The sequence below is a fragment of the Cellulosimicrobium sp. MI9406 genome, assembly GCF_040595865.1.
GTDB lineage: Bacteria > Actinomycetota > Actinomycetes > Actinomycetales > Cellulomonadaceae > Cellulosimicrobium > Cellulosimicrobium funkei.
On record NZ_JALIZI010000002.1, the window covers coordinates 562,665 to 587,897 of the forward strand.

At 75.3% G+C, this 25,233-nt stretch carries 27 protein-coding genes and 1 tRNA gene; 7 read left to right on the forward strand and 21 right to left on the reverse strand.

Features of this window, described 5'->3' with window-relative positions; translation table 11 throughout:
• Nucleotides 1–11 precede the first annotated feature (11 nt).
• On the reverse strand, nucleotides 12–731 hold the full coding sequence (locus tag MT994_RS05555; protein ID WP_354805449.1) for an ABC transporter permease: 720 nt from the start codon (nucleotides 729–731) through the stop codon (nucleotides 12–14).
• Between the two features lie 35 nt (nucleotides 732–766).
• Complete coding sequence (locus MT994_RS05560) at nucleotides 767–1,669, reverse strand: ABC transporter ATP-binding protein (protein ID WP_354805450.1); 903 nt, start codon at nucleotides 1,667–1,669, stop codon at nucleotides 767–769.
• A 161-nt stretch (nucleotides 1,670–1,830) separates the two neighbouring features.
• On the opposite strand from MT994_RS05560, the gene MT994_RS05565 reads away from it, so the two are divergent.
• Together MT994_RS05565 and MT994_RS05570 are read left to right on the forward strand one after the other, a co-directional pair.
• On the forward strand, nucleotides 1,831–3,078 hold the full coding sequence (locus MT994_RS05565; protein ID WP_354805451.1) for a histidine kinase: 1,248 nt from the start codon (nucleotides 1,831–1,833) through the stop codon (nucleotides 3,076–3,078).
• On the forward strand, nucleotides 3,075–3,677 hold the full coding sequence (locus tag MT994_RS05570) for a response regulator transcription factor (protein WP_074809785.1): 603 nt from the start codon (nucleotides 3,075–3,077) through the stop codon (nucleotides 3,675–3,677). Before MT994_RS05565 ends, MT994_RS05570 begins: the two co-directional genes overlap by 4 nt.
• On the opposite strand, the gene MT994_RS05575 is transcribed toward MT994_RS05570, so the two are convergent.
• Nucleotides 3,674–4,906, reverse strand: a complete 1,233-nt coding sequence (locus MT994_RS05575; RefSeq protein ID WP_354805452.1) for an MFS transporter — start codon at nucleotides 4,904–4,906, stop codon at nucleotides 3,674–3,676. The two genes, MT994_RS05570 and MT994_RS05575, sit on opposite strands and share 4 nt — an antisense overlap.
• The gene (locus MT994_RS05580; RefSeq protein WP_354805453.1) at nucleotides 4,903–5,883 is read right to left on the reverse strand and encodes a LysR family transcriptional regulator; all 981 of its coding nucleotides are present in this window, start codon (nucleotides 5,881–5,883) and stop codon (nucleotides 4,903–4,905) included. Before MT994_RS05580 ends, MT994_RS05575 begins: the two co-directional genes overlap by 4 nt.
• A gap of 150 nt (nucleotides 5,884–6,033) precedes the next feature.
• On the opposite strand from MT994_RS05580, the gene MT994_RS05585 reads away from it, so the two are divergent.
• Together MT994_RS05585 and MT994_RS05590 are read left to right on the forward strand one after the other, a co-directional pair.
• Nucleotides 6,034–6,966: an aldo/keto reductase gene (locus tag MT994_RS05585; RefSeq protein WP_354805454.1), complete on the forward strand. Its 933-nt coding sequence runs from the start codon at nucleotides 6,034–6,036 to the stop codon at nucleotides 6,964–6,966.
• Nucleotides 6,967–7,057: 91 nt separating this feature from the next.
• Nucleotides 7,058–7,507, forward strand: a complete 450-nt coding sequence (locus MT994_RS05590; RefSeq protein ID WP_354805455.1) for a hypothetical protein — start codon at nucleotides 7,058–7,060, stop codon at nucleotides 7,505–7,507.
• Nucleotides 7,508–7,603: 96 nt separating this feature from the next.
• Here the strand turns inward: MT994_RS05590 and MT994_RS05595 are convergent, their stop codons facing one another.
• Entirely contained in the window at nucleotides 7,604–8,449 is an 846-nt protein-coding gene (locus MT994_RS05595) for an aldo/keto reductase (protein ID WP_354805456.1), read from the reverse strand.
• A 171-nt stretch (nucleotides 8,450–8,620) separates the two neighbouring features.
• On the opposite strand from MT994_RS05595, the gene MT994_RS05600 reads away from it, so the two are divergent.
• The gene (locus MT994_RS05600) at nucleotides 8,621–9,589 is read left to right on the forward strand and encodes an SH3 domain-containing protein (RefSeq protein ID WP_354805457.1); all 969 of its coding nucleotides are present in this window, start codon (nucleotides 8,621–8,623) and stop codon (nucleotides 9,587–9,589) included.
• 63 nt (nucleotides 9,590–9,652) lie between these two features.
• On the opposite strand, the gene MT994_RS05605 is transcribed toward MT994_RS05600, so the two are convergent.
• The 13 genes from MT994_RS05605 to MT994_RS05665 all read right to left on the reverse strand — a co-directional run bounded on the left by MT994_RS05605 (nucleotide 9,653) and on the right by MT994_RS05665 (nucleotide 19,265).
• On the reverse strand, nucleotides 9,653–10,222 hold the full coding sequence (locus MT994_RS05605) for a dihydrofolate reductase family protein (protein WP_354805458.1): 570 nt from the start codon (nucleotides 10,220–10,222) through the stop codon (nucleotides 9,653–9,655).
• 190 nt (nucleotides 10,223–10,412) lie between these two features.
• Nucleotides 10,413–10,485, reverse strand: a tRNA-Ala gene (locus MT994_RS05610).
• A gap of 68 nt (nucleotides 10,486–10,553) precedes the next feature.
• On the reverse strand, nucleotides 10,554–11,234 hold the full coding sequence (locus tag MT994_RS05615; RefSeq protein WP_194217070.1) for a histidine phosphatase family protein: 681 nt from the start codon (nucleotides 11,232–11,234) through the stop codon (nucleotides 10,554–10,556).
• Nucleotides 11,231–11,677, reverse strand: coding sequence for a ribosome silencing factor (gene rsfS, locus MT994_RS05620; RefSeq protein ID WP_021482244.1), 447 nt, complete (start codon nucleotides 11,675–11,677; stop codon nucleotides 11,231–11,233). The genes MT994_RS05615 and rsfS overlap by 4 nt, the downstream gene beginning before the upstream one ends.
• 25 nt (nucleotides 11,678–11,702) lie before the next feature.
• Entirely contained in the window at nucleotides 11,703–12,752 is a 1,050-nt protein-coding gene (locus MT994_RS05625) for a hypothetical protein (RefSeq protein WP_354805459.1), read from the reverse strand.
• Nucleotides 12,745–13,350 (reverse strand): nicotinate-nucleotide adenylyltransferase, encoded by a 606-nt coding sequence (gene nadD, locus MT994_RS05630; RefSeq protein WP_031316993.1) that lies wholly within the window; start codon nucleotides 13,348–13,350, stop codon nucleotides 12,745–12,747. The genes MT994_RS05625 and nadD overlap by 8 nt, the downstream gene beginning before the upstream one ends.
• Nucleotides 13,351–13,393: 43 nt before the next feature.
• The gene (locus tag MT994_RS05635; protein WP_021483496.1) at nucleotides 13,394–13,549 is read right to left on the reverse strand and encodes a hypothetical protein; all 156 of its coding nucleotides are present in this window, start codon (nucleotides 13,547–13,549) and stop codon (nucleotides 13,394–13,396) included.
• Nucleotides 13,550–13,739: 190 nt separating this feature from the next.
• Nucleotides 13,740–15,092, reverse strand: coding sequence for a glutamate-5-semialdehyde dehydrogenase (locus MT994_RS05640; protein ID WP_354805460.1), 1,353 nt, complete (start codon nucleotides 15,090–15,092; stop codon nucleotides 13,740–13,742).
• A 53-nt stretch (nucleotides 15,093–15,145) separates the two neighbouring features.
• On the reverse strand, nucleotides 15,146–16,273 hold the full coding sequence (gene proB, locus MT994_RS05645; RefSeq protein ID WP_354805484.1) for a glutamate 5-kinase: 1,128 nt from the start codon (nucleotides 16,271–16,273) through the stop codon (nucleotides 15,146–15,148).
• 194 nt (nucleotides 16,274–16,467) lie between these two features.
• Nucleotides 16,468–17,988, reverse strand: a complete 1,521-nt coding sequence (gene obgE, locus MT994_RS05650; protein WP_061266785.1) for a GTPase ObgE — start codon at nucleotides 17,986–17,988, stop codon at nucleotides 16,468–16,470.
• A 141-nt stretch (nucleotides 17,989–18,129) separates the two neighbouring features.
• Complete coding sequence (gene rpmA, locus MT994_RS05655) at nucleotides 18,130–18,387, reverse strand: 50S ribosomal protein L27 (RefSeq protein WP_021482383.1); 258 nt, start codon at nucleotides 18,385–18,387, stop codon at nucleotides 18,130–18,132.
• Between the two features lie 86 nt (nucleotides 18,388–18,473).
• Complete coding sequence (rplU, locus tag MT994_RS05660; protein WP_198285668.1) at nucleotides 18,474–18,782, reverse strand: 50S ribosomal protein L21; 309 nt, start codon at nucleotides 18,780–18,782, stop codon at nucleotides 18,474–18,476.
• A gap of 276 nt (nucleotides 18,783–19,058) precedes the next feature.
• Complete coding sequence (locus tag MT994_RS05665; protein ID WP_021482381.1) at nucleotides 19,059–19,265, reverse strand: dodecin family protein; 207 nt, start codon at nucleotides 19,263–19,265, stop codon at nucleotides 19,059–19,061.
• A gap of 169 nt (nucleotides 19,266–19,434) precedes the next feature.
• Here MT994_RS05665 and MT994_RS05670 point away from each other — a divergent pair, with 169 nt between their 5' ends.
• Nucleotides 19,435–20,067, forward strand: a complete 633-nt coding sequence (locus MT994_RS05670; protein WP_354805461.1) for a protein-L-isoaspartate carboxylmethyltransferase — start codon at nucleotides 19,435–19,437, stop codon at nucleotides 20,065–20,067.
• On the opposite strand, the gene MT994_RS05675 is transcribed toward MT994_RS05670, so the two are convergent.
• The 3 genes from MT994_RS05675 to MT994_RS05685 form a co-directional block, all read right to left on the reverse strand.
• Nucleotides 20,010–20,735, reverse strand: coding sequence for a thymidine kinase (locus MT994_RS05675; protein ID WP_354805462.1), 726 nt, complete (start codon nucleotides 20,733–20,735; stop codon nucleotides 20,010–20,012). The two genes, MT994_RS05670 and MT994_RS05675, sit on opposite strands and share 58 nt — an antisense overlap.
• 20 nt (nucleotides 20,736–20,755) lie before the next feature.
• Entirely contained in the window at nucleotides 20,756–22,255 is a 1,500-nt protein-coding gene (locus MT994_RS05680; protein WP_354805463.1) for a 5'-nucleotidase, read from the reverse strand.
• A 95-nt stretch (nucleotides 22,256–22,350) separates the two neighbouring features.
• The gene (locus MT994_RS05685; RefSeq protein WP_354805465.1) at nucleotides 22,351–24,498 is read right to left on the reverse strand and encodes an Rne/Rng family ribonuclease; all 2,148 of its coding nucleotides are present in this window, start codon (nucleotides 24,496–24,498) and stop codon (nucleotides 22,351–22,353) included.
• A gap of 31 nt (nucleotides 24,499–24,529) precedes the next feature.
• On the opposite strand from MT994_RS05685, the gene MT994_RS05690 reads away from it, so the two are divergent.
• A complete protein-coding gene (locus MT994_RS05690; RefSeq protein ID WP_354805466.1) occupies nucleotides 24,530–25,150 on the forward strand; it encodes a hypothetical protein in 621 nt (206 codons plus the stop codon).
• Nucleotides 25,151–25,233 lie beyond the last annotated feature (83 nt).

Sequence of the window (25,233 nt, forward strand, 5' to 3'; positions counted from 1 at the left end):
GTCCGGAGAGGTCAGCGTCGCGGCTCCCAGCGGAACATGCGGCCCGCGAGCGCGACGGCCACGACCACCCACGCGAGCGTCGGGGCGAGCAGCAGGAGCGAGTCGGAGAGCGAGGCACCGCCGTTCCAGGCGTCCACGACGAGCTCGGTCGCCGCGCCCCCGGGCAGGAGCCGCTTGAGCAGCGGCAGGCTCTCCGTCCCGGTGATGCCCACCCAGCTCGAGACCACCACCGTGCCGAGGCTCAGGGGCAGCGTCGTGACCTGGGCGTGCTCGGGCGAGGTCGTGATCCCGGCGGTCGCGATACCGAGGGCGAGCAGCATCGCGAACGTCGCGAGGACCGCGACCACGAGGAGGGGCGCGTCGTGCGGCGCGCCACCGACCGCGGCGAACACCGCGAGGATCACGGTCACCTGGACGACGGCGATCGCGCTCACCGGGAGCACGAGGCCGGACAGGATCGCCGCGTCCCCCACGGCGGTCGAGCGCAGCCGCTTGAGGAAGAGGTTCTGACGCCGCGAGGCCAGGGTGGTCACGGTCGTCGCGTAGAGGCTGAACGCCGCGATCGTCATGACGAGCACGGCAGCGACGTAGCCGAGGCTGCCGATGCGGGCGAAGACGTCGCGGAAGCCGATGAAGAACACGCTCGCGGCCACCGGCATGAGCAGCGACGTGACGAGCACGGGACGGTTGCGCACGAGCTGGACCAGCTCGCTGTGCGCGATGGGGAGCATGGGTACGGGTCCTCTCGGGTTCAGGGGGCGCGCCGTCAGGAGGACGACGACGCCGGGTCGGAGGTGACGGCGCGGAACACGTCGTCGAGACGGGTCGGCGCGGCGGACAGCCCGTGCAGCTCGACGCCGCCCGCGTCCGCCCAGTCGAGGAGCTGCTTGAGGTCGCGCTGGAGCTCGTACGTCTCGATCGACCACGACCGGTCCGCCAGGGGCGCCGCCTGCCGGGGCGGCGTCGGCGCGTCGGCCGGCAGCGAGAACCGGATGGAGGCGGGCAGGGAGCGCGTGAGCTCGTCGACCGTCCCCTCGTGCCGCAGCCGGCCGCGGTGCATGAGGCCGACCCGGTCGGCGCGCTGCTGCGCCTCCTCCAGGTAGTGGGTCGTCAGCACGACGGTCGCGCCGTCGTCGCGCAGCTCCTGCACCGCGGCCCAGAGCGCGTCGCGCGACGCGATGTCGAGACCGGTCGTGGGCTCGTCGAGGAACAGCAGCTCGGGGCGGCCATAGACGGCGGTCGCGAAGTCGAGCCGCCGCTTCTCCCCGCCGGACAGCTGCGCGACGCGCGTCCGCGCCGTGCGGCGCAGGTCGACGAGCCCGAGGACGCGGTCGACCGTGTCGGAGCGGCCGGAGAGCCGACCGACCAGCGCGACGGTCTCGGTGACGGTGAGGTCCGGGGAGAACCCGCTCTCCTGGAGCATGATGCCGGTGCGGGGACGCACGGCACGGCGGTCGGCGGGGCTGGACCCCAGCACGCGCACGGAGCCCGACGACGCCGCGCGGTGCCCCTCGACGACCTCGAGGGTCGAGGTCTTGCCGGCGCCGTTCGTGCCGAGCAGCGCGTAGAGCTCGCCGGGCTCGACCTGGAACGAGAGGTGCGTGACGGCGTCGACGTCGCCGTAGCGCACGCCGAGGTCGTCCACGTCGATGACGGGGTGGGAGGTCATGCGTCCATCACACCCGCGCGGGCGGCGCGCGCCCAGTGCCGTGCCGTCAGGTCCGGACCGTGACGTCCTGACCCCTCGGGCATGACACGGTGTCACTGGCCGAGGCCCGGCACCGCCCGGATACTGGCAGTCAGACCCAGCCCCGGACCTGCGAGCCGCCCATGGACGACCTGCCCGCGCCGCGCGCGCCCTCCACGGCGCGCCCCGCGCCCGGTCCGGCCCGACCGGCAGGACCGCTCCCGCCGCCCCCGGTCCCGGCCCCGGACCGACCCGCGCTGCGCGGCACGCCGCGCCGTTTCCGCCGCCTCAACCTCGTCACCATGCTGCCCGTCCTCGTGGTCGTCGGCGTGCTCCTCGTGGCCCGGCAGGCGCAGACGTGGGAGCAGGCGCTCGTCCTGACGCTGGGGGTCGTGGCGGTGGTCGTCGCGTTCGAGCGGTGGACGGCGGGCGACCTGGGCCGCGTCGCGGTGCCGTGCCTCACCGTCGCCGCCGCCGTCTGGCCGTACGGGGTGCTCGACGTGGGCGGCGAGGTGCAGGCGGCGTACTACGCCGTCGCCGTGGTGGGCTGCCTCGTGGTCCCCGAGCTGCCCCGGCATCGCGCCGGGGCCGCCGTCGGCCTCGTCGCGTACGTCGGGGGCGTCGGCGCCTGGGGGCTGCTCGCGGCGGGCCCGGTGACGACCGACGGGCTGGTGTCCCTCGTCATCGTCCCGACAGGCCTCACGGTGGTGCTCGTGGCCCTGCGGTTCCCCAACAAGGGCTTCTACGACCTGATGCGCGAGCTCGAGGAGGCGCGCGAGCGTGAGGCGGAGCTCGCCGTCGTCCGCGAGCGCATGCGCTTCGCGAGCGACCTGCACGACATCCAGGGCCACACCCTCCACGTGGTGAAGCTCAAGATCGCGCTCGCGCGCCGGCTCGTCGGCACGGACCCGGCGCGGGCGGAGGAGGAGCTGCGCGAGACGTACGCGCTCGTCGGCGACACGATCGCCCAGGCGCGCGACCTCGCGTACGGGCAGCGCCGGCTCAACCTCTCCGCCGAGCTGGAGAACGCCCGTCGGCTGTTCGAGGCGGCCGGGATCCAGGTCCGGGTCGACCGGACCGCGGACGTCCGCGACGAGGCGGACGACCTTGTGAGCCAGGTGCTGCGCGAGACGACGACCAACGTGCTGCGGCACGCGCGTGCGACCCTCGTGCACGTCGCGCTCACCGAGCGTGGGATCACGATCGTCAACGACGGCGTGCCGACGGACGTCCCGCCGACCCTGCGGGGCCTGGCGACGCTCGCGCGGCGTGTCGCGGACGCGGGCGGCGTCCTCACCGCGGAGGTGGCGGACGGCCGGTTCCGCACGGCCGCGGCGTTCCCGCCGCCGGACCGAGGCGGGCTGCCCGGTCCCGGAGGTGCGGCGTCGTGACGACCGTCGTGCTGGCCGACGACGAGGCCCTGCTGCGCCGCGCGCTCGCCGCGCTGCTCCCCCTCGAGGGCGACGTGACGGTGCTCGCGGAGGCGGTCGACGGCGCGGACGCCGTGCGCGCCACGCTCGCCCACCGCCCGGACGTGCTGGTCATCGACCTGGAGATGCCCGGCGTCGACGGCCTGGCCGCCGTCGCGGAGGTCCGCCGCTCGCTGCCCGACCAGGTCGTGCTCATGCTCACGCGCCACGCCCGCCCGGGCGTGCTGCGCAAGGCGCTGCGGCTCGGTGTGCAGGGGTTCGTCAGCAAGTCGGCGGACCCGACGCACATCGCCGAGGTCGTCGCGGCGCTGCACGCGGGCCGGCGCTGGGTCGACCAGGACGTGTCGACCGCCGCGCTCATCGACGACGTGCCCCTGACGGACCGCGAGCTCGACGTGCTCCGCGTGACGCGGGACGGCTACTCCGTGGCGGAGATCGCCACCCGCCTGCACCTCGCGCCCGGCACGGTCCGCAACTACCTCTCGAGCGCGATGCAGAAGACGCAGACGCGCACGCGGCACGAGGCGGCCCGCTACGCCCGCGAGCACGACTGGATCTAGCGCCGTCGGACGAGGTTCGCGAGCGGCGAGTGGCGCGGCACCCACCGCGCGAGCGCGGCCGCGGAGCCCGCGCCGAGCGCCGCCGTCGCCCAGACGCCCGCGGCGAGCGACCCCAGCGCCGCACCGGCCGACAGCACGAGCGGGCCGAGGGCGTCGCCGGTGTCCTGGAAGAGGCGCCACACGCTGAGGAAGGTCGGCCGCACGTCCGCGGGCGCGACGTCGGCGCCGAGCGTCATGACGATGCCCGAGCCCATGCCGTTCCCGATCCCGAGCACCGCCGCGACGACCGCGAGCGCGGGGGCGGTGTGCGCGAGCGGCAGCACCGCGAGACCGACGGCCATCGTGAGCATGGACGGCACGGCGACCCACAGGCGCCCGAACCGGTCCATGACCTTGCCCGCCGGGTAGAAGAGCAGCATGTCGAGCGCGCCGGAGACACCGAAGATCAGCGACGTCACCTCGGCGTCCAGCCCCAGGTGCTCGCCCCACAGGGGGATGACGGTCTGCCGGGCCCCGCGGACCGCGCTGACCAGGAGGATCGCCACGCCGAGCGTCGCGAACAGGTGGCGGTGGTCGCGCGCCACGCGGGCGATGCCGACCCGCGGCACGGCCCGGGCGCCGCGCAGCCGCGCACGCCCGGCCTCCGCGTCGTCCGGCCGGACAACGGCGAGCACCACCACCGCGGTGAGGGCGGCGCCCGTCCCGAGCCAGTAGGCGCCGCGCACGTCGGTCGCGGCGATGACCGCCGCGCCCGCGAACGGGCCGAGGAACAGCCCGATCCGGTGCACGCCCGCGAGCGTCGACAGGACGCGGGCCCGGCGCAGCGGGGGCGTGATCTCGGTGAGGTACGCCTGGCGGGCGAGGTTGAAGACCGCGGTCGACGCACCCAGCGCGAGGACCCCCGCCGCGAGGCCCCACAGGCTGGGGGTGAGCGCGATCGTCGCGAAGGCGACCGCCGCGACGCCCCCGGCGAGCAGCATGGCCGCACGGTCGCCGAGGCGCTGGGCGAGCGCCCCGGCGGGAAGGTCGAAGAGGATCTTGCCGATCGGCACGAGCGCGGCCACGAGCCCCGCGACCGTGAGGCTCGCGCCCCGTCCCGTGGCCGTGACGGCGACGACCGGCAGCATGGCCCCCACGCCGATCTCGAGGACGAGCGTGGGGAGGAACGCGCCGAGGACGACGCTGCGCAGCGGGAAGAGCGGTGCGTCGGTGCCCGCGGGGGCGGTCACCGGGCCTCCGCCACGGCCTCGACGGCAGGGCTCGGCGCCTCGACGCTCGCGCGCGGGGCGGCGGCGCCCGTCCGGGCGACCTCGACGCCGCGACACGCGGGGGCGTCGGCGAGGAGCTCCAGGAGCTGCGGCGCGGCCGAGGCGCCGCGGTCCCAGCGCCCCGTGACGACGGAGACGACCCAGCTCGGCGCACCGCCCTCCGGCAGCGCGAGCGTCACGAGGCGCTCGGCCTCCGGCTTGCCCGCGACGTGGCGCGGCACGAGCGCGATGCCGAGCCCGCGGTCGACGAGCTCGAGGAGCGTGTGCACGTCGTTGACCGAGCACCGCACGCGCCGGTGGACGCCGTGCGCGGCGCACGTCGCGTCGTTGACCGGCCGCGCGCCCCACGAGGGGTCGAAGTCGACGAACTCCTGGCCCGAGAGGTCGGACCACTCGACCCGGCCCCTCCCGGCGAGCGGGTGCTCGGGCGCGCACACGAGCACGAGCGGCTCGCTGCCCAGGACCGTCTGGGACAGCGGCCCCAGGTGCTCGGTGGTCGCGACGAACGCGACGTCGAGGTCGCCCTCCCGGACGCGCGCGAGGAGGTCGTGCGAGCCCGCCTGCGCGAAGTGGATCTCCACCTGCGGATACCGGCGGTGGAAGCGCTCGAGCAGGGCGGTGACGTCGAGGACGCCGAGGCACTGCTCCGAGCCGACGCGCAACGAGCCGGACAGCGCGTGCGTCGCCCGCACGACCGCGTCGCGAGCGGCGGCCGCCTGCGCGAGCATGGAGCGAGCGTGCGGGAGCAGCGCGAGACCGGCCTCGGTGGGCTCGACGCGCCGCGTCGTCCGCGTGAACAGGCTCGCGCCGAGCTCCTCCTCGAGGCTGCGGACCGCGGCGGAGAGCCCCGACTGTGAGACGCCGACGAGCTGGGCGGCACGGGTGAACTGGCGCTCGTCCGCGAGGGCGACGAGGTACTCCATCTGACGAAGATCCATTGACCACTCACAGTTCTCTATATGACAAATACTAGTTGTTGGACTTCTAGGTTATCGCTTCCTAGGCTCGAGCAGCCCCGACCGGCCCTCCGGGCCACCCTGCACGCCGCCCCCGGGCGGGACCGCCCACTCCGCGAAGGAGCACCACCGATGAAGACCTTCACCCTGCCCGGCACCGACCTCGTGGTGCCGAACGTCGTGCTCGGCCTCATGCGCATCCAGGACAAGACCGACGACGAGGTCCGCACCCTCGTGCGCACCGCACGGGACGCCGGCATCACGTTCCTCGACCACGCCGACGTGTACGGCTCCGACCTCCACGGCAGCGAGCGCCGCTTCGCCGAGGCGCTCGACCTCTCTCCCGCCGAGCGCGCGGAGTGGGTCATCCAGTCCAAGGCCGGGATCGTGCCCGAGGGCCCGTACTTCGACTTCTCCTACCAGCACCTCGTCGCGTCCGTCGAGGGCTCGCTCGAGGCCCTGCGCACCGACTACCTCGACATCCTGCTGCTGCACCGCCCCGACGCCCTCGTCGAGCCCGAGGAGGTCGCGCGCGCGTTCTCCGACCTGCACGCCGCGGGAAAGGTGCGCGCGTTCGGGGTCTCGAACCACACGCCGGGCCAGATCGAGCTGCTGCGCCGGTACGTCGAGCAGCCGATCGTCGCGAACCAGCTCCAGCTCTCCGTCACGCACGCGCCGCTCGTCGCGCAGGGCGTCGCGGCGAACATGCAGGCCCTCGACCAGTCGGTCAGCCGTGACGGCGGGACGCTCGACTACTGCCGCCTGCACGACATCACCGTTCAGGCGTGGTCGCCGTTCCAGGCGGGGTTCTTCACGGGCGTGTTCCTGGGTTCCGAGAAGTACCCCGAGCTCAACGCCGTGATCGACCGGCTCGCCGACCGGTACGACGTGCCGCCGATCGCGATCGCGACGGCGTGGATCACGCGCCACCCGGCGCGGATGCAGGTCGTGCTCGGCACGACGAGCCCCGACCGGGTCGCCGGAGCCGCGCTCGGTTCCGAGGTCCCGCTCACGCGCGCCGAGTGGTACGAGATGTTCCGCGCTGCCGGGTACACCGTGCCCTGACCGGAGGTGCGCGTGGTCCGGCACAGGCGCGTGCGGAAGGTCACGCGTCCGCCCGTCCGAGGGGTCCCGCGGGGCGGTCTAGGCTCGTGCCGTGGCAACCTTCTCGGCAGTGACCCGGCAGCACATCCTCCAGGCCCTCGCGGACTGGGACGACCGGGGCCGGGACGCGTTCCTCGGGGTCTACGGCTTCACCGCGTCCCCGGGCACCCCGCTCGTCCACGACGACCGCGTCTACGACGCGCAGGCGATCCTCGGCGTCGCGCACCGGTACGCGACAGGTCGCGTCGCGACGGCCGAGGAGTTCCGCAGCAGCCCCGTCGGCGTCGCGGACCTGCTGCGCAAGCGCGGGTTCGACGTGCCCGGTGCCGCCCCCGCGGCGGCGCCCGCGCCCGCGCGTCGGGCCACGGCGAAGGCCGCGCCCGCGACGCGCACGCCGCGCCGCACGACCGCCCGCTCCACGGAGCCCGAGAAGCCGCCGGCCGTGTGCCCCACGTGCTTCACGGTCCTGCCCGCGACGGGCATCTGCGACGAGTGCGGCTGACCCGCCTCTCCACCAGCGCACGACGAGGGGCGCCGTCCGACCGGACGGCGCCCCTCGTCGTGCGTGCTGCCTCGCGGGAGGCCGCGGGCGACCGGGTCAGTTGACCTCGGACGGGTGGGCGCTCACGCGGCCCGAGCCGTCGCCCGTGTCGAGGGCGTCGATCGCGGCGACCTCGTCGGCGGTGAGCTCGAACCCGAAGAGGTCGAAGTTCTCCGCCATGCGCTCCTTGCGCGACGACTTCGGGAAGACGATGAAGCCGCGCTGCAGGTGCCAGCGCAGCACCGCCTGAGCGGGCGTCACGCCGTGCGCGGCGGCCGCGTCGACGACCGCCTGCTTCTCGAAGAGCGGGTACTTGCCCTGGCCGAGCGGCCCCCACGCCTCGATCTTCGTGCCGTTCGCGTCGGCCCAGGCGAGCACGTCGCGCTGCTGGTAGGCCGGGTGGAGCTCGATCTGGTCGACGGCGGGCACGACGCCCGTGTCCGCGACGATCCGGTCGAGGTGCTCGGGCAGGTGGTTGGAGACGCCGATCGAGCGCGCGAGGCCCGCGTCCCGGATCTCGACGAGCTTCGCCCACGCGTTCGTGTACTGGTCCTGCTCGGGCGCGGGCCAGTGCGTGAGGTACAGGTCGACGTGGTCGAGGCCGAGCTTGTCGAGGCTCTCGCGGATCGCGTCGTGCGGCTGCTCGCCCGACTGGCGGTCGTTCCAGAGCTTCGTGGTGACGAAGAGCTCGTCGCGGGGGACGCCGCTCTTCGCGATGGCGGCGCCGACGCCCTCCTCGTTGCGGTAGATCGCCGCGGTGTCGATGTGGCGGTAGCCGACCTCGAGGGCCTCGCTCACGGCCTTCTCGGCCTCGTCCGGCGGCACGAGGAAGACGCCGAAGCCGAGCTGCGGGATGGTGTGACCGGAGTTGAGCGTCACGGTCGGTACAGAGGGAACGGTCATGCTTCCAGCGTAGGAACGCGCCTCTCGCCCGTCCAACGACTGCGGCGCATACGACTCAGCGCTGCCGCTCATGAGTCGAACGGGCGCGCTGCGCGGAATGTCCGACTGGACTTCTCAGATCACGGTTTGGTTACATTGGCGCGTCCTACCCACGAAGAACCGGAGCGCACCATGTCCCGAGGCCGCCACAGCGCAGCCCCCGCCACCGCGCGCTCCTTCCGGCTCCCGGCCCTGCCGACGCTGCCGGTCCGGTCGCTCAAGCTCCCCGCGCTGGCGCTCGTCACGCTGCTCGGCGCGGGCGCCGTGGGTGCGGGCCCCCAGCCCGCGGAGGGCAACCCCGACCGCGCTCCGCTGAGCGTCGAGCCCACCGCCGGCGCGAGCGTGGAACGCGGCACGGGAGCCGCCAGCCGCTCGTCCGAGCGCGTCGCGCCGCCCACGGCGCCCCAGGAGCCCCCGGTCGTCGAGACCGCGGCGGAGATCGCCGTCGTGCCGGCCGCCCAGGCTGCCCCGACGCCCCCGCCCCTGCCGCCCGTGACCGGCCAGCTCTGGACCACCGAGGCCGTCAACGTGCGCTCCGCGCCGTCCCCGGACGCCGAGCGCGTCGCGACCACCGAGTTCGGCGCCGCCGTCGACGTCACGGGCGTCACCGAGGGCGACTGGACCCAGATCGTCTGGGACGGCGCGGCCGCGTGGATCAAGTCGAGCTTCCTCGCGCAGTCGCAGCCCGAGGCGCCCCAGGTCGCCGCCGCCGCGGCCGGGGGGTCGAGCGCCGGCGGCGTCTCGGACGCCGCGTGCTCCGTGAGCACCGGGATCGAGTCGTCGCTGCGCGCCAACGCGCGCGCCGTCTACCGCTCCGTGTGCGCGAACTTCCCCCAGGTCACCACGTTCGGCGGCATCCGCCCCGGCGACGACGGCGACCACGGCACGGGCCGCGCCGTCGACATCATGATCAGCGGCGAGACCGGCTGGGACATCGCGCGCTACCTGCAGGCCAACGCGGGCTCGCTCGGCATCACCTACCTCATCTACCAGCAGAAGATCTGGATGGCCGGCGACCCGGCGAGCGCGTGGTCCGGCATGGAGGACCGCGGCGGCGCGACCGCCAACCACTTCGACCACGTGCACGTCAGCACGTCGTAGTCCCCGCTCCTCCCGCACGAGCGCCCGGCCGGCACCTGCCGCGCCGGGCGTCGTCGTCCCGGCTCACGGCACGCCCGTCGCGGGCCGGTACCGCACCGCGACGGCGCCCGAGCGCAGCTCCTGCCGGTCCACCAGCTCGAGCGTGATGCGCTCGCGCAACCCCGACAGCAGCGTCGGCCCGTGCCCTGCCAGGACCGGCTGCACGAGGAACGCGTACTCGTCGATCAGCCCGAGGTCCGCGAGCGCGAGCGGCAGCGTCACGCCACCGACGAACAGCGACCCGCCCGGCTGCTCCTTGAGCCGCCGCACCGCGTCACCCAGGTCGCCCTCGACGAGCTCGGCGTTCCAGTCGACCTCGCGCAGCGTGCTCGACACCACGTGCTTCCTCGCCCCGTCGATCGCCTCCGCGAACGGGACGTCCCGCTCCCCCATCCAGTCCGGCCACGCGCCCGACGCCGGACGGCGCCACGCCGCCTCCATCATCTGGTAGGTGACCCGCCCGAACAGCAGCGCGTCCGCGCGCTCCGTCTCCTCGGTCCAGAACCGCATCGACTCCTCGTCGGGCGGCAGTCCCGCCTCGTGGTGGCAGCAGCCGTCGAGCGTGACGTTGATCGCGTAGCGCAGTGGCCTCATCGCGTGCCCTCCCCCGGGTACCCGCGCGACGGGCGGAGCGCCGTCGCACCGCACCAGCGTGGCAGGCGCGGCAGGCCGCGCCAAGACCCGCGGCCTCCACCGGCGAGCACCGGGCGGCGCAGGACGCAGAAAAGCCGGACGGGAGCCCGCCCATCTCTCGATGGTGCGTGCTCCCGTCCGGCTCTACGGGTGGAGCTGAGGGGACTCGAACCCCTGACCCCCTGCATGCCATGCAGGTGCGCTACCAGCTGCGCCACAGCCCCGTGAATCCGTGAAGATCCAGGTCATGCACTCCTCCGGCCGGTTTCCCGTCCTGCGGAGCGTCGCTAGTCTACGCAGAAACCGGCTCCAGATTCCAATCCGGTCCCGCGTTCCACTCGTCGAGCGGGAACCCGGCCCCGACGTTGTGCGCCACGAGGCGCCACGCGGGCGTCGCGGCGGGCGCCGAGCGGTGCAGGTGGGACCAGTGGACGTTGTGCAGCCCGGAGATCCCGCGCCAGCCCTCCGGGTCCAGGCCGAGCAGCGCGGTGACCGCGAGCGTGATCGCGGCGCCGTGCGAGACGACGACGAGCGTGTCGTCCCGCTCCAGGGACTCCACGTGCTCGGTCACGGACGCGACGAGGCGCGCCGCGACGTCGGCCTTGGACTCCGCACCCGCGCGCACGGGCTCCTCGCCCTGACGCCACGCCGCGTACTCCTCGGGCCAGCGCTCGGCGATCTCCGGCCCCGTGAGGCCCTCCCACTCCCCGAAGCCGCGCTCGCGCAACCGGGGGTCGTACGTGACGTCCGCGCCGATCGCCGCCGCGTACGCGCGCGCGGTGTCGGCGGCGCGCACGAGGTCGGACGCGACGACGCGCGTCGCGCGGTGCGCGCTCGCGAGGGCCTTCGCGCCCTGCTCCGCCTGCCACCGCCCGACGGCGTCGAGCGGGATGTCGACCTGCCCCTGCAGGCGCATCGTCGCGTTGTACGCGGTGCGACCGTGGCGCAGGAGGACGAGCGTGCCGGCGGTCACGCCAGGGGCTCCCCCGAGAGGCGGATGGCGCCGTCGCCGCGCGTGGTGTCGTCGGTGTCGTCGGCCGTGCCGTCGCCGCCGCGCGCGTCCTCCGGCAGCTCGACGACCGGGCAGTCCTTCCACAGCCGCTCCAGCGCGTAGTACACGCGGTCCTCGGCGTGCTGCACGTGCACGACGACGTCGCCGAAGTCGAGCAGGACCCAGCGGGCCTCCTGCTTGCCCTCGCGGCGGATCGGCTTGGACCCGGCCTTGTGCATGGCCTCCTCGACGGCGTCGACGATCGCCGAGACCTGGCGCTCGCTCGACCCCGAGGCGATGAGGAACACGTCGGTCAGGACGAGCTGCTCGCTCACGTCGAGCGCGATGATCTCCTCGGCCTTGCGGTCGGACGCCGCCCGGGCGGCGATGACGGCGAGCTCGAGGGCTCGGTCGGTGGCGGTCACGTGTCTCCGTTCGTGGTGCGGCCGGTCAGCGGCCGGTGTCGAGGGTGCCGGGGTCGTCCCACGTCCGCACGGCGGCGGCCGAGGCGCTCGCGTCCTCCACGGCCAGGCCCGGGTCGTCGCGGGACACGAGCGTCCAGACGAGCAGGCCGAGGACGAACGCGACGGCGACGAGGATCAGGTAGTGCAGCCACGTGTACGACGGGCCCCGCCGCTCGTCCTCGAGGTCGTCGTCGTCCGACTCCTCGGGCTCGGCGGCACGACCGCGCACGCGGGGGAAGAGCTCGTCCGAACCGCCGGCTGGAGCAGGTGCGGACTCCCGCACGCCGCCGAAGGGCGACGACTGCTCGCGGTCCGCGCTCGCAGGCTCGGGCGCGGAGCCTGCCGTGATCGCGGACCACGGCAGGGCCGCGCCACCCGCCTCGGTGGGCGGTGCCGGGGCGGGCGCGCGCTCGGGAGCGGGCGCGCGCGTCCCCGCCCAGGGGGAGGTCGCCGGTGCCGGCGCGGGCGTGCCGGGCGGGGCAGTGCTGGTGGGCGGGGCCGCGAACGCCGAGAGGCGCGGCGGCTGCGTCGCCTCGGGACGCGCGGGGCCCGAGCCGGCGGCGAGACCGCCGACCGGAGCCGACGGCGTCGCGGGGCGCACGGGGCCGGACGCGCCGGGCACCGGGGGGCGCGGGGCCGCGGCGGGCGGACGCGAGGACGTGCGCGTGGGCACGACGGGCGTCGGGGCCGGGGGGCGGATCGCGACGCGCTCGGCCGTCTCCTGGACCGGCGTGAGGCGGCCGGTCTCGTCCAGGCCGCGCATGCCGCCCGAGGCGGCCGGGGGTCGCACGACCGACGGCTGTGCCGGGTGCTCGGCCGGGCCGGTCGTCTCGCGCAGGGTGCGGCGCGACGGCGGCGGGCCGGACGGCGCGGCCGGGCGCGCCGGCTGCTGCCAGCCGCCCGCACCCGGTGCCGGCGCAGGCGGGGGCGCGGCGCTCTGCGCGGACCGCTCGGCGGCGGCCGCCTGCTCGCGCTCGCGCATCTCGCGCCGGGTGAGCGGGCGGACGGGCTGCATGTTGCTGCCGTTGTCACTCATCGTGCTGACCTCGATACAAACCGTGCTTGGCGATGTACTGGACCACGCCGTCCGGAACCAGGTACCACACCGGCTGCCCGGCCTCCGCGCGCCGACGGCAGTCCGTCGACGAGATCGCGAGGGCGGGGACCTCGAGCGTCGTGACCACGCCCGGAGGCAGGCCCTCGACGCTCAGCTGGTGACCCGGGCGGGAGACAGCCACGAAGTGTGCCATCTTCCAGAGCTCGTCGGCATCCTTCCAGGTGAGGATCTGCTCGACGGCGTCCGCACCCGTGATGAAGAACAGCTCGGCGTCCGGTCGCGCGGCCCGCAGGTCGCGCAGCGTGTCGACCGTGTAGGTCAGCCCGGGCCGGTCCACGTCCACACGGCTCACCGTGAACCGCGGGTTCGACGCGGTCGCGATGACGGTCATGAGGTAGCGGTGCTCGGCCGGGCTGACGGTCTGGTGCTGCTTGAACGACGGCTTGCCCGTGGGGACGAAGACGACCTCGTCGAGGTCGAACCGCGCCGCGGCCTCGCTCGCGGCGACCAGGTGGCCGTGGTGGATGGGGTCGAACGTGCCACCCATCACCCCCAGGCGGGGCCGGCGCGGGCTCATCGACGCGTCATCGGTCGCGGGCGCTTCCGTCGTCCGGGGCGGGTCAGTGCCGCGTGCCGACGCTGCGGAACGCGTAGGTCACGAGCAGCAGGGCCACGAGCCCGCCGAACCCGAGCAGCCCGTACGCGAGCGGCGGGATGGGCAGGTGCGACGCGGCCTCGGCGCCTTCCTCGGCGGCCAGCACGACGGCAGAGATCACGACGTCCTCCTCGAAGGTCGTCCCCGGGCCGGACGGGCACGTGCCGCGGGCCGGGGTGGTGCGATGGAACGGTACGCCCGCCGGGACCGGCCCGACGGCGGACCGGACGGGCGCCGGTCGCCGACCAGTCTCTCACGACCGTCCGGGGACCTCGTCCGGCGGGTATCAGGTACCCGCCGGGGGCCGTGCGTCAGGGGCGGACGTGGCCGTCCCCGTGCACGACCCACTTCGTCGTCGTGAGCTCCGCGAGGCCCATGGGGCCGCGCGCGTGGAGCTTCTGGGTCGAGATGCCGATCTCCGCCCCGAGGCCGAACTGGCCGCCGTCGGTGAAGCGGGTCGAGGCGTTGACCATGATGGCGGCGGAGTCGAGCTCGGCGACGAAGCGCTCGGACGCCGCGAGGTCGCGCGTGACGATGGCCTCGGTGTGGCCCGACGTCCAGGTCCGCACGTGCTCGATGGCGGCGTCGAGGTCGTCGACGACGCGCACGGCGATCTCGGGCGCGAGGTACTCGGTCGCCCAGTCCTCGTCCGTCGCTGCGAGCACGTCGGTGCCCGCGGGCGCGAGGCCGGCCGTGCGGTCGTCGCCGTGCACGACGACGCCCGCCTCGGTGAGCGCGGCGAGCGCGGCGGGGAGGAACTCGGGTGCGGCGTCCGCGTGGACGAGGAGCGTCTCCGCGGCGTTGCAGACGCCCACGCGCTGCGTCTTGGCGTTGAGGAGGATCTCGAGCGCCATGGCCCGGTCCGCGTTCGCGTCGACGTACACGTGGACGTTGCCGACCCCGGTCTCGATGACGGGGACGGTCGACTCGCGCACGACGGTGCGGATGAGGTCCGCCCCGCCGCGCGGGACGAGGACGTCGACGAGACCCCGCGCGTGCATGAGCGCGACGGCGCCCGGGCGCCCGTGCCGGTCGATCGACTGCACGAGGTCGCCGGGCAGCCCCTGCGCCTCGAGCGCACGGGCCAGCACGCCGACGATCACCTCGTTGGAGCTCGCCGCCGCGGACCCGCCGCGCAGGATCACCGCGTTGCCGCTCTTGAGCGCGAGGCCCGCGGCGTCGACCGTCACGTTGGGGCGCGCCTCGTAGATCATGCCGACGACGCCCATGGGCACGCGCAGCTGGCGCAGGCGCAGGCCGTTCGGCAGGGTCGAGCCGCGCACGACCTCCCCCACCGGGTCGGGCAGGCCCGCGAGCGCGCGCAGCGCGTCGGCGATCGCGGCGACGCGCGGCGCGTCGAGCGCGAGCCGGTCGAGCAGCCCCTCGCTCATGCCGTTCGCGCGCTCACGCTCCAGGTCGACGGCGTTCGCGGCCACGATCGCGTCGGTCGCCGCGACGAGCGCGTCGGCGAGCGCGAGGAGCGCGGCGTCCTTCGTGGCGCGGGTCGCGGTCGCGAGGGTGCGCGACGCGACCTTGGCGCGGCGCGCGACGCTCTCGACGGCCGCCGCGACGTCGGTCGGAGCGTCGGTCGCGGCTGCGGCGGGACCGGCGGTCCCGGGCTCGGCGGCGCCCGCGACGACGGGCGCGTCCTCGGTGGTGGTCATGGTCCGAGCCTACGTCGGCGGCCGTCGCGCCGGGAGCGTCGTCCGGCCCGCGGTCAGCGCGCGCGCCGCCGCACGAGGACGAGGTCGTCGCGGTGCACGACCTCGCGGTCGTAGCCCTCGCCGAGCTCGGCCCGCAGCTCCGTGGTCGACCGGCCGAGGAGGTCCGGGATGTCGCGTGACTCGAACGCGACCAGACCCCGGGCGACCACGCGCCCGTCGGACGCCACGAGCTCGACCGGGTCGCCGGCGTCGAACTCGCCCTCGACCGCAGTGACCCCGGCGGGCAGCAGCGAGGCGCGCCCGCCCTGCACGGCCCGCACCGCGCCGTCGTCGAGCACGAGGCGGCCGCGCGTGCGCGCCGCGTGCGCGAGCCAGAGCCGACGGCGCGTCGTCCGCCTGCCCGTCGCGGCGAACCAGGTCCCGATCGGCTCGCCGGCGAGCGCCGCGGCGGCGTGCTGCGCCTTGGTGAGCACCACGGGGATGCCCGTGCCGGTCGCGATGGAGACCGACTCGAGCTTGGTGAGCATGCCGCCCGTGCCGACCGCGCTCCCCCGTCCCGTCACCTCGACGCCCTCGACGTCGGCCGGCGAGCGCACCTCGGCGATCCGCCGCGTGCCCGGGCGCGACGGCGGGCCGTCGTACAGGCCGTCGACGTCCGTGAGCAGGACCATGGCGTCGGCCCGCACGAGGTGGGAGACGAGCGCGGCGAGACGGTCGTTGTCGCCGAAGCGGATCTCGTCGGTCGCGACGGCGTCGTTCTCGTTGACGACGGGCACGACGCCGAGGTCGAGCAGGCGCTCGAGCGAGCGCTGGGCGTTGCGGTAGTGCCCGCGACGCACCGTGTCCTCCGCGGTGAGGAGCACCTGCCCGACGCGCAGCCCGTGCGCCGCGAACGCCTCGGCGTACCGGGCGACGAGCATGCCCTGCCCGACCGACGCCGCGGCCTGCGCCGTCGCGAGGTCGCGCGGTCGGGTCGCGAGGCCGAGGGGGCCGATCCCGGCGGCGATGGCGCCGGACGTGACCAGCACGACCTGGCCGCCGTCCGCGCGTCGGGCCGCGAGGACGTCGACGAGCGCCCGCAGGGCCGCGAGGTCGAGGTGGCCGTCGGCGCCCGTGAGCGACGACGAGCCGATCTTCACGACCACGCGGCGGGCGGAGGCGATCTCGGAGCGGGAGGACAGCGCGTTCACGCGCCCATCATCGCCGCCGGAGGGCCGCCGCCGCGCACGATTTCACGGACCAGGACGCCTGCGCCCGGGACCGACCCGCTCCCGGGCCGCGCCGAGGACGACCTGGGCACGGCCGAGGGCCCGGTCCCCCACGGGGAACCGGGCCCTCGTCGGCGCGGACGACTCCGGGTCGGTCGGACTCCAGGTCAGTCGGACTCGGGGTCCGTCCAGGTGCCGGCCTGGCGCTCGGTCCACAGCTCGCGCCGCGCCTCCGCCTTGGCGTCCATGCGCTCGTGGTGCTCGCGCCGCTTCTCCGAGCGGGTCGGGCGCAGGCTCTCGTCGAGGCGGTTGTCGGAGCCGCGCGGGCCGCCGAGCAGCTCGGAGCCCGACATGAGCGTCGGCTCCCAGTCGAAGACGACCGCGTTGACGTCGGTGCCGATGCGCACCTCGTCGCCCGCGACGGCGCCCGCCTCGAACAGCTTGTCCTCGACGCCCAGACGCGCGAGGCGGTCCGCGAGGTAGCCCACGGCCTCGTCGTTGGAGAAGTCCGTCTGGCGGACCCAGCGCTCCGGCTTGGCGCCGCGCACCTCGAACCAGTAGTCGGTCGCCCCGCCCTTGCGCTTGACCGTGAACCCGGCCTCGTCGACCGCGCGCGGCCGCAGCACGACGCGCGTCGGCTCGGGGGCGGGCGCCTCGGCGCGCGCCTTCTCCACGAGCTCGGCGAGCGCGTACGTCAGCGGGCGCAGGCCCTCGTGGCTCGCGGTCGAGATCTCGAACACCCGCAGGCCGCGAGCCTCGAGGTCGGGCTTGACGAGCTCGGCCAGGTCGCGAGCCTCAGGGACGTCGATCTTGTTGAGGACGACGAGGCGCGGACGCTCGGTGAGCGGCACCCGCCCGCCCTCGATCTCGAGGTCCTGCGCGTAGGCCGCGAGCTCGGCCTCGATGACGTCGAGGTCGCTGATCGGGTCCCGGCCGGGCTCGAGCGTCGCGCAGTCGAGCACGTGCACGATCACCGCGGTGCGCTCGATGTGGCGCAGGAACTCCAGGCCGAGGCCCTTGCCCTCGCTCGCGCCCGGGATGAGGCCAGGGACGTCCGCGACGGTGAAGCGCGCCGACCCGGCCTGCACGACGCCCAGGTTGGGCACGAGCGTCGTGAACGGGTAGTCGGCGATCTTGGGCCGCGCCGCGGAGATGGCGGCGACGAGCGACGACTTGCCCGCGCTCGGGTACCCGACGAGCGCGACGTCCGCGATGGTCTTCAGCTCGAGGACGACGTCCCGCTCCTCGCCCGGCTCGCCGAGCAGGGCGAAGCCCGGCGCCTTGCGGCGCGGGGACGAGAGCGCCGCGTTGCCGAGACCGCCCCGGCCGCCCTCGGCCACGACGTACTCGGCGCCCTCGCCGACGAGGTCGGCGAGCACCGTGCCGTCGGGCGACTTGACGACCGTGCCGTCCGGGACGCGCAGGACGAGGTCCTCGCCGTTGGCGCCGTCGCGGTCGTCGCCCATGCCCTGGGTGCCCGACGTCGCGTGGCGGTGCGGCGAGTGGTGGTACTCGAGGAGCGTCGTGGTCTGGGAGTCGACGACGAGGCGGACGGTGCCGCCGTCACCGCCGTTGCCGCCGTCGGGGCCGGCGAGCGGCTTGAACTTCTCGCGCCGGACCGAGGCGCACCCGTTCCCCCCGTCGCCGCCGGAGACGTGCAGGACGACACGGTCGACGAAGCTGGCCATGGAGGGATCCTCTCAGAGGTGGGTCGTGCGGTGCCGCGGTCGCGGCGGGTGGTGCCGCCCGTGGGGACGGGCGCCGGAAACGGCAGGAGGGGCGCACCGCGTCGGTGCGCCCCTCCTGCTCGAAGCCTCTGTGGCTGTCGCTCAGCCCTCGGCGGAGACGATGTCGACGACCTTGCGGCCGCGACGGGTGCCGAACTGGACCGCGCCGGCGGCCAGGGCGAACAGCGTGTCGTCCTTGCCGCGGCCGACGTTCTCACCGGGGTGGAAGTGGGTGCCGCGCTGGCGGACGATGATCTCGCCCGACTTGACGACCTGCCCGCCGAAGCGCTTCACGCCGAGGCGCTGGGCGTTGGAGTCGCGACCGTTGCGCGAGGAGCTCGCGCCCTTCTTGTGTGCCATGACGAACCTGCTTTCGTGCTGGTCTGCTGAGGGAGGGTGCCGTCGGCGCGGCGCGGCTCGGGGCCGCTAGCTCGCGCCGGGCGAGATCACTTGATGCCGGTGACCTTGAGGCGGGTCAGCTGCTGACGGTGACCCTGGCGACGGCGGTAACCGGTCTTGTTCTTGTACCGCAGGATCGTGATCTTCGGACCCTTCTCGTCCCGCACGACCTCGGCGGTGACCTTGACCTTCGCGAGCTTCGCCGCGTCGGTGGTCACCTTCTCCCCGTCCACCAGCAGGAGAGCGGGCAGCTCGAGGGACTCACCGGCCTTGGCGGACACCCGGTCCACCACGACGATGTCGCCGACGGAAACCTTCTCCTGACGGCCACCGGCCTTGACGATCGCGTACACCACGTTGCTGCTCATCTCTCCTAGTCTTGGCGTGCTCGTCACGGCGAGTTCGTCTTGGAGACTCCGACCACGCCGCGGCGTGCGAGTGCGAGTCGTCCGTGGGCACACGGGACCGGCGCGCCTGGGCGCGCCGACGTCCAAGATTACGGACCGCAGGGCGTCCTGGTCAAATGGCGCGCACGGACCCCGGCGCGGGCGACCGCTCCGGGGCGCGTAGCAGGCGTCGCACCGAGGACCGCGGACGGCGGCGCCTCCGTGCGACGAGGCCGCCGGCCGACCCTACTCGAGGACGAACGTGACCTCCAGCACGACCTGCCAGGCCGTGATGCGGCCGTCGGCCACGTCGACCTTCTGCTCCTTGACCCACGCGCCCGAGACGTTGCGCAGCGTGCTCGCGGCGCGCTCGACGCCGATCCGCACGGCGTCCTCGAAGCTCGTGTCCGACCGCGCGCTGATGTGCGTGATCCGTGCCACCGTTCCGCTCATGCCGGCTCCCCGGTCCAGGGCGGGCGCACCGATGCGCCCGCGCACCCGTCGAGCATCCCGCCGTCCCCGCGGCCGCGCCACCGGGGCGCCTCCCGCTCAAGACCCTGCGCGGCCCACCCGGGGGCGCGGCGTCCGCCGTCGTGGCTACGCTGGCCGTGGAGGTGGTCGCATGCGCCCCGCGGACCCGCCCGACGCCGAGCGCCGGGACGACGCCGTCGCCGCGGCGATGCGCACGGTCGACCGCCGCGGCTTCCTCCCCCGCGCGCAGCGGCGCTGGGCCGCGCAGGACCGGCCGCTCGCCATCGGCCACGGCCAGACCAGCTCGCAGCCGTCGACGGTCGCCGCGATGCTGCGCCTGCTCGACGTCGTCCCGGGCGCCCGGGTGCTCGACGTCGGCGCCGGGTCGGGCTGGACGACGGCGCTGCTCGCCCGGCTCGTCGGACCGACCGGGCGCGTGCTGGGTATCGAGCGCCACGCCGACCTCGCCGCGTGGGGCGCGGCCAACCTCGCCGCGGTGCGCGCGCCGTGGGCACACCTTGTCCTCGCGAGGCCCGGCGTCCTCGGCACGCCGGGCGAGCAGTACGACCGGGTGCTCGTCTCGGCCGCCGCCGACGCCCTCCCCCGCGCCCTCGTCGACCAGCAGGTGCCCGGCGGGCGCCTGGTCGTCCCCGTGCGGCACACGATGCTCGTCGTCGTGCGCGACCCCGACGCCCCGGACGGGGTGCGGGTGAGCGAGCACGGGTCCTACTCGTTCGTCCCGCTCGTCGAGGACCCGGCGGAACCGGCCGCGCCGCCGTCCTGACGGCGCCACGGGGCTCCCGGCAGGTGCACCCGGCAGCGCGCCTCGTAGCTCTCGGCGCCGCCCACGTGCGCGGCGACCGGCGCGAGCGGGTCGCCCGCCCCGCCGCCGTCGGGCTCCGGCTCCCGGACGGCGCGCACGTGGAACGCGGCGTCCTCGCCGCACACCGCGCACACCGCCGTGAGCTTGTCGACGCGCTCGGCGAGCGCCGCGAGCGTGGGCAGGGGTTCGAAGGGCCGCGCGTCGAACGTGACGTCGAGCCCGGCGACGACCACGACGAGCCCGTCGTCGGCGAGCCGCTGGACGACGTCGACGAGCTCCGGCCCGAAGAAGTGCGCCTCGTCGACGGCGACGAGGTCGAGCGGCCCGGCGGCGCGGACGATCCGCTCGAGGTCGTGCGCGTCGCGGGCGGTGCGCGAGGGGATCGCGAGACCCGAGTGCGAGCTCACCGTGCCGGTCCCGCGCCGGGTGTCGAGGACGTGCCCGACCACCTCGACGCGCCGCCCGGCGACCTCCGCGCGCCGGACCCGGCGCAGGAGCTCCTCCGTCTTGCCCGCGAACATCGGGCCGCACACGACCTCGACGCGCCCGCCGGAGCGGGCCGCCGGGGGCCCTGCGTCAGCGCCCCCGGGAACGGTCCCGGGGGCGCCCGGGCGTGCCGCGTCGCTCATGCGAGCAGTGAACCACCGGCTCAGTGGTGGCGCGCGCCGCCGTTCGACGACGGCCGGACGGGCAGCGGCTTCGGCTCCCCGGCGGGGCCGAGGACGGAGACGCGGTCGGGGGCGCCGGGCCGCGCGTCCCGGCGGCTGAGGAGCGTCGTGCCGGACGGGGCAGGGCTCGCCGCGTCGGTCGGTGCGTCGGCATGCTCGTCGCCGGGCGCCGCCGGGGAGGCGGCGTCGGCCCGGGCGTCGGGAGCGGGTGCCGACCTCTCCCCCTCGGGCGCGGGCGTCGGCTCGGCCGTCGGCACCCCCGCCGCGATCCCGGCGAGCCCCGGCCCGCCGATCCCCGGGACGGACCGGACGAGCGGAAGCTCGCGCGTCCCGGTGCCCGCCGCACGGCCGACCTCCGCGGTGCGCTCGGCCGTCGGGTCGGGCGTCGGCCGCTCCCCCGCCGGGTCGTGGGCCGGCCGCTCGTCGTCCGCGTCGCGCTCCGCCGACGCGCCGGGCGCGGGCGGGGTGGCCGCCTCGCGGCGACCGGGCGCGGGCGCCGCGACGTCGGCCGCGCGCGTCGACCGTGCGTCGAGGGCCGGGTCGGCCGGCAGGACGCCGCGGTTCAGCTCGCCGTACGGCACGTGGACCGACGGCGCGACCCGGCGCGCCGCCTCGACCACGGCGCGCTGGTCGTCGAAGAAGATGTGCGGCCGCAGCACCTCGAGCACGCCGCCCTTGTCCACGCCCCCGAGGAAGAACGCGTCGTCGACCGTCACGCCCCACGAGGAGAGCGTCGCGACCGCGCGCTCGTGCGCCGGGGCCGAACGGGCCGTGACGAGCGAGACGTGCACGCGCGGCCGGTAGGACGGATCGGTCGCGTGCCGCTCGCGCTCGACGACCTGCACGCGGTGGATGCCGACGAGGAGCTCGCGCAGCGGCCCCCGGCCGAGCGGCACGTCGGCGTTGAGCACCTCGTGCTCGCGGAACGACGCCAGGCCGCCGTCCTGGTAGCGACGCTCCGAGGAGTCGTCGGCGAGGACGCCGTCGAAGTCGAACGCGATGCGCAGCTCGTCGCCCTCCTCGTCGGCGAACGTCGGGTCGAGCACGTACCCCGCGGGCAGGCCCAGGTCGACGGCGTCGCGCACCGAGCGCTCGTCGGCCGAGAGGAAGAGGTCCACGTGCAGGGGAAGGATGAACTCGTGCGGGCTGCGCCCCTGGCGGAAGACGGCGCGCGTGATGTCGAGGTCGTGGTGCCGCACGGAGCGCATGACGCGCAGGCCGGTCTCCGGGGAGTTGCGGGACATGACGATGACCTCGACGAGCGGGTCGTCGGCGGAGGGCGCGAGGTCGTTGAGCGCGAGCAGGCGGCGCACGAACCCGAAGGCGACGCCGGGGGCCAGCGCGTCGTCGCGGTGGCGCTCCTGGAAGTCGCGGTACGCCGCCTCCCCCTGCGTGCGGAACACGCGGTCGGACTCGGTGAGGTCGAACAGTGCGGACGAGGCGACGCCGACGACGAGGCGGCCCGAGAGGTCGTAACCCATGCGCGCATGATGCCAGGTGCGGGTGACGTGCACGAAGACCGCCCGGGGACGCGGCAGGGGCGAGGGTCCGCAGACCCCCGCCCCTGCCGCACCGCTCAGCTCTCGGTGAGCTCCGACCCGCTGTCGTCGCCCGCCGTGGGCGCCGAGCCGTCCGCCGGTGCTTCGGCGCCGTCGTGCTCGTGGGCGTGCGCCGCGGCCGCCGCGATCGTCGCGAGCGTGGCCTTGACCGCGGCCCGCGCCTCCGACGTGACCTCCGGCAGGACCGGGACGGCGGGCTGCGGGAGGGTGATCCCGGTGTCCTTCGGCGCCGAGGCGCCCGAGCCGGAACCGCGCTTGCGGCGCGACCGCGAGCGGCCGCCCTCGGCGGGCTCCTCGGCGGCGGCGCCACCCCCGTTGCCCCCGGCGTTCCCGTTGCCGTTGCCGTGGTTGCCGTGGTCGTGGCCGCCGCGGTTGCCGCCCGACTTCTCGATCGGGTCGGTGTGCACGATGAACCCGCGCCCGTGGCAGTGCTCGCACGTCTCGCTGAACGCCTCGACGAGGCCCTGGCCCACGCGCTTGCGCGTCATCTGGACGAGGCCCAGCGACGTGACCTCCGCGACCTGGTGCTTGGTCCGGTCCCGGCCCAAGCACTCGACGAGGCGGCGCAGCACGAGGTCGCGGTTCGACTCGAGCACCATGTCGATGAAGTCGATGACGATGATGCCGCCGATGTCGCGCAGCCGGAGCTGGCGGACGATCTCCTCGGCCGCCTCCAGGTTGTTGCGCGTCACCGTCTCCTCGAGCGTGCCGCCCGAGCCCGTGAACTTGCCGGTGTTGACGTCGACGACGGTCATCGCCTCGGTGCGGTCGATGACCAGCGACCCGCCCGAGGGCAGCCAGACCTTGCGGTCCATGCCCTTGGCGAGCTGCTCGTCGACGCGGTGCACCGTGAAGACGTCCTGCGTGCCCGTCCACTTCGAGACGCGCTCGCGCAGGTCGGGCGCGAGCTCCTCGACGTACGTCGAGATCTCCGACCACGCCCCGTCGCCCTCGACGACGAGCGAGCTGAAGTCGTCGTTGAAGATGTCGCGGACGACGCGGATCGCGAGGTCCGGCTCGCCCTGGAGCAGGGCGGGTGCCGACGCGGTCTTCGACTTCTTCTCGATGGCCTCCCACTGGCCGCGCAGGCGCTCGACGTCGGCACGCAGCTCCTCCTCGCTCGCGCCCTCGGCGGCGGTGCGCACGATGACGCCCGCGCCGTCGGGCACGACCTCCTTGAGGATCTTCTTCAGGCGGTTGCGCTCGGTGTCGGGGAGCTTGCGGCTGATGCCGGTCATGCCGCCGCCGGGGACGAACACGAGGTAGCGGCCCGCGAGCGTGATCTGCGACGTGAGGCGTGCGCCCTTGTGCCCGATCGGGTCCTTGGTGACCTGCACGAGCACGGAGTCGCCCGACTTGAGCGCCTGCTCGATGCGGCGCGGCTGGCCCTCGAGCCCGGCCGCGTCCCAGTTCACCTCGCCCGCGTACAGGACGGCGTTGCGGCCCTTGCCGACGTCGATGAACGCGGCCTCCATGCTGGGCAGCACGTTCTGGACGCGGCCCAGGTACACGTTGCCGGCCATCGACGCCTGCGACTGCTGGGAGACGTAGTGCTCGACGAGCACGCCGTCCTCGAGCACGGCGATCTGCGTGCGGCCGCCGCGCTCGCGCACGACCATCGACCGCTCGACCGACTCGCGGCGCGCGAGGAACTCCGCCTCGGTGATGATCTGGCGACGACGACCCGCGTCGCGGCCCTCGCGGCGGCGCTGGCGCTTGGCCTCGAGCCGCGTGGAGCCCTTGAGCGCGGTGACCTCGTCGGCCAGGCTGCGCTCGCGCGGGCGGGAGCGCGTCGTGGTCGTCTCGCCTTCGCCCCGGCTCCCGCGGCGACGACGGCGACGGCGACGGCTGCCGCCCGCCTCGTCCTCGCCCTGCTCGTCCCCGGGCTCGTGGTCGGTCTCCTCGGCGTCGGCCGGCGCCGCCGCGTCGGCCGGCTCGTCGTCCTGCGCCGACGGCGTGGCGTCGTCCTCGTCCTGGTCGCGGTCCTGCTCGCGGTCCTGGTCACGTCCCCCGTCCGGACGACCGCGACGTCCGCGGCCACCACGGCGGCGACGGCGGCGCGGGCCGGAGTCGGTGTCGGCCTCGTCGGCCGCGGGCTGCTCGTCGGGCTCCTCCGCCTCGTCGAGCTCGACGAAGTCCTCCGGCCCGAACGCGTCCTCGGGCACCTCGACGCCCTCGGCGACGAGCTCGGACTCGATGGCCTCGATCTCCTCGACCGCGGCCGCGTCCTCGCCCGTGAGGACGAGCTCGGCGGCGGCGGGCTCCTCGACGGGGGTCGACGGCTCAGCCGTCTGCGACTCGGACGTACGCGACTCGGCCGCGCGGGACGCGGGCGCCGAGGCCCTCCGTCCGCGACGGCCGCGGGTCCCGGTGGCGGGCTCGGGCGTCGCCGTCGGCTCCGTCGTCGCGACCGGCTCCGTCGTGGCGACCGGCTCCGTCGTCGTGGGTGCCGAGGCGGCGGGCTCGACGTGGCGCGGCGGCCCGGCCGGGCTCTGCGCGCGACGCGGACGGCGCGGCGCCGCAGCCGGGTCGGGCGCCTGGAAGAGCAGGGCGGTCGTCGCGAGGCGCGGGGTGCTGGTCCCCGCTCCTGTCGCGGCGGGCGACGCCGGGCCGCCGGCCGACGCCGACGACGCGGGAGCGGCCGGGGCCTCGGGCGCGGCCGTGCTGTCGGCCGCGGCGGTCGCCTCCGGTGCCGCCTCGGCGGGCTTCGAGGTGGCGCGGCGCGAGCGGCGCGCCGGCTTCTTCGCGGGCTCCGCGGACGCCGGCGCCTCTGCCTCGGCGGGCGTGAGGTTGTCGCGGACGGTTACGTCGAACTAGCCGGCTCGCACTGCCTCGCCGCGTGGAGCGAGGGCCGTGCGCGTCCCGTTCGCTGTGCCCCCGCCCCTGGGCGTGCGCGGGCC

Coding starts and splice junctions, on each gene's coding strand:
- MT994_RS05555 (WP_354805449.1), bottom strand. CDS start 731: ATGCTCCCCATCGCGCACAGCGAGCTGGTCCAGCTCGTGCGCAACCGT.
- MT994_RS05560 (WP_354805450.1), bottom strand. CDS start 1,669: ATGACCTCCCACCCCGTCATCGACGTGGACGACCTCGGCGTGCGCTAC.
- MT994_RS05565 (WP_354805451.1), top strand. CDS start 1,831: ATGGACGACCTGCCCGCGCCGCGCGCGCCCTCCACGGCGCGCCCCGCG.
- MT994_RS05580 (WP_354805453.1), bottom strand. CDS start 5,883: ATGGATCTTCGTCAGATGGAGTACCTCGTCGCCCTCGCGGACGAGCGC.
- MT994_RS05585 (WP_354805454.1), top strand. CDS start 6,034: ATGAAGACCTTCACCCTGCCCGGCACCGACCTCGTGGTGCCGAACGTC.
- MT994_RS05595 (WP_354805456.1), bottom strand. CDS start 8,449: ATGACCGTTCCCTCTGTACCGACCGTGACGCTCAACTCCGGTCACACC.
- MT994_RS05600 (WP_354805457.1), top strand. CDS start 8,621: ATGTCCCGAGGCCGCCACAGCGCAGCCCCCGCCACCGCGCGCTCCTTC.
- MT994_RS05605 (WP_354805458.1), bottom strand. CDS start 10,222: ATGAGGCCACTGCGCTACGCGATCAACGTCACGCTCGACGGCTGCTGC.
- MT994_RS05625 (WP_354805459.1), bottom strand. CDS start 12,752: ATGAGTGACAACGGCAGCAACATGCAGCCCGTCCGCCCGCTCACCCGG.
- nadD (WP_031316993.1), bottom strand. CDS start 13,350: ATGAGCCCGCGCCGGCCCCGCCTGGGGGTGATGGGTGGCACGTTCGAC.
- MT994_RS05640 (WP_354805460.1), bottom strand. CDS start 15,092: ATGACCACCACCGAGGACGCGCCCGTCGTCGCGGGCGCCGCCGAGCCC.
- obgE (WP_061266785.1), bottom strand. CDS start 17,988: ATGGCCAGCTTCGTCGACCGTGTCGTCCTGCACGTCTCCGGCGGCGAC.
- rpmA (WP_021482383.1), bottom strand. CDS start 18,387: ATGGCACACAAGAAGGGCGCGAGCTCCTCGCGCAACGGTCGCGACTCC.
- MT994_RS05665 (WP_021482381.1), bottom strand. CDS start 19,265: ATGAGCGGAACGGTGGCACGGATCACGCACATCAGCGCGCGGTCGGAC.
- MT994_RS05670 (WP_354805461.1), top strand. CDS start 19,435: ATGCGCCCCGCGGACCCGCCCGACGCCGAGCGCCGGGACGACGCCGTC.
- MT994_RS05675 (WP_354805462.1), bottom strand. CDS start 20,735: ATGAGCGACGCGGCACGCCCGGGCGCCCCCGGGACCGTTCCCGGGGGC.
- MT994_RS05680 (WP_354805463.1), bottom strand. CDS start 22,255: ATGGGTTACGACCTCTCGGGCCGCCTCGTCGTCGGCGTCGCCTCGTCC.
- MT994_RS05690 (WP_354805466.1), top strand. CDS start 24,530: ATGGCCTCGATCTCCTCGACCGCGGCCGCGTCCTCGCCCGTGAGGACG.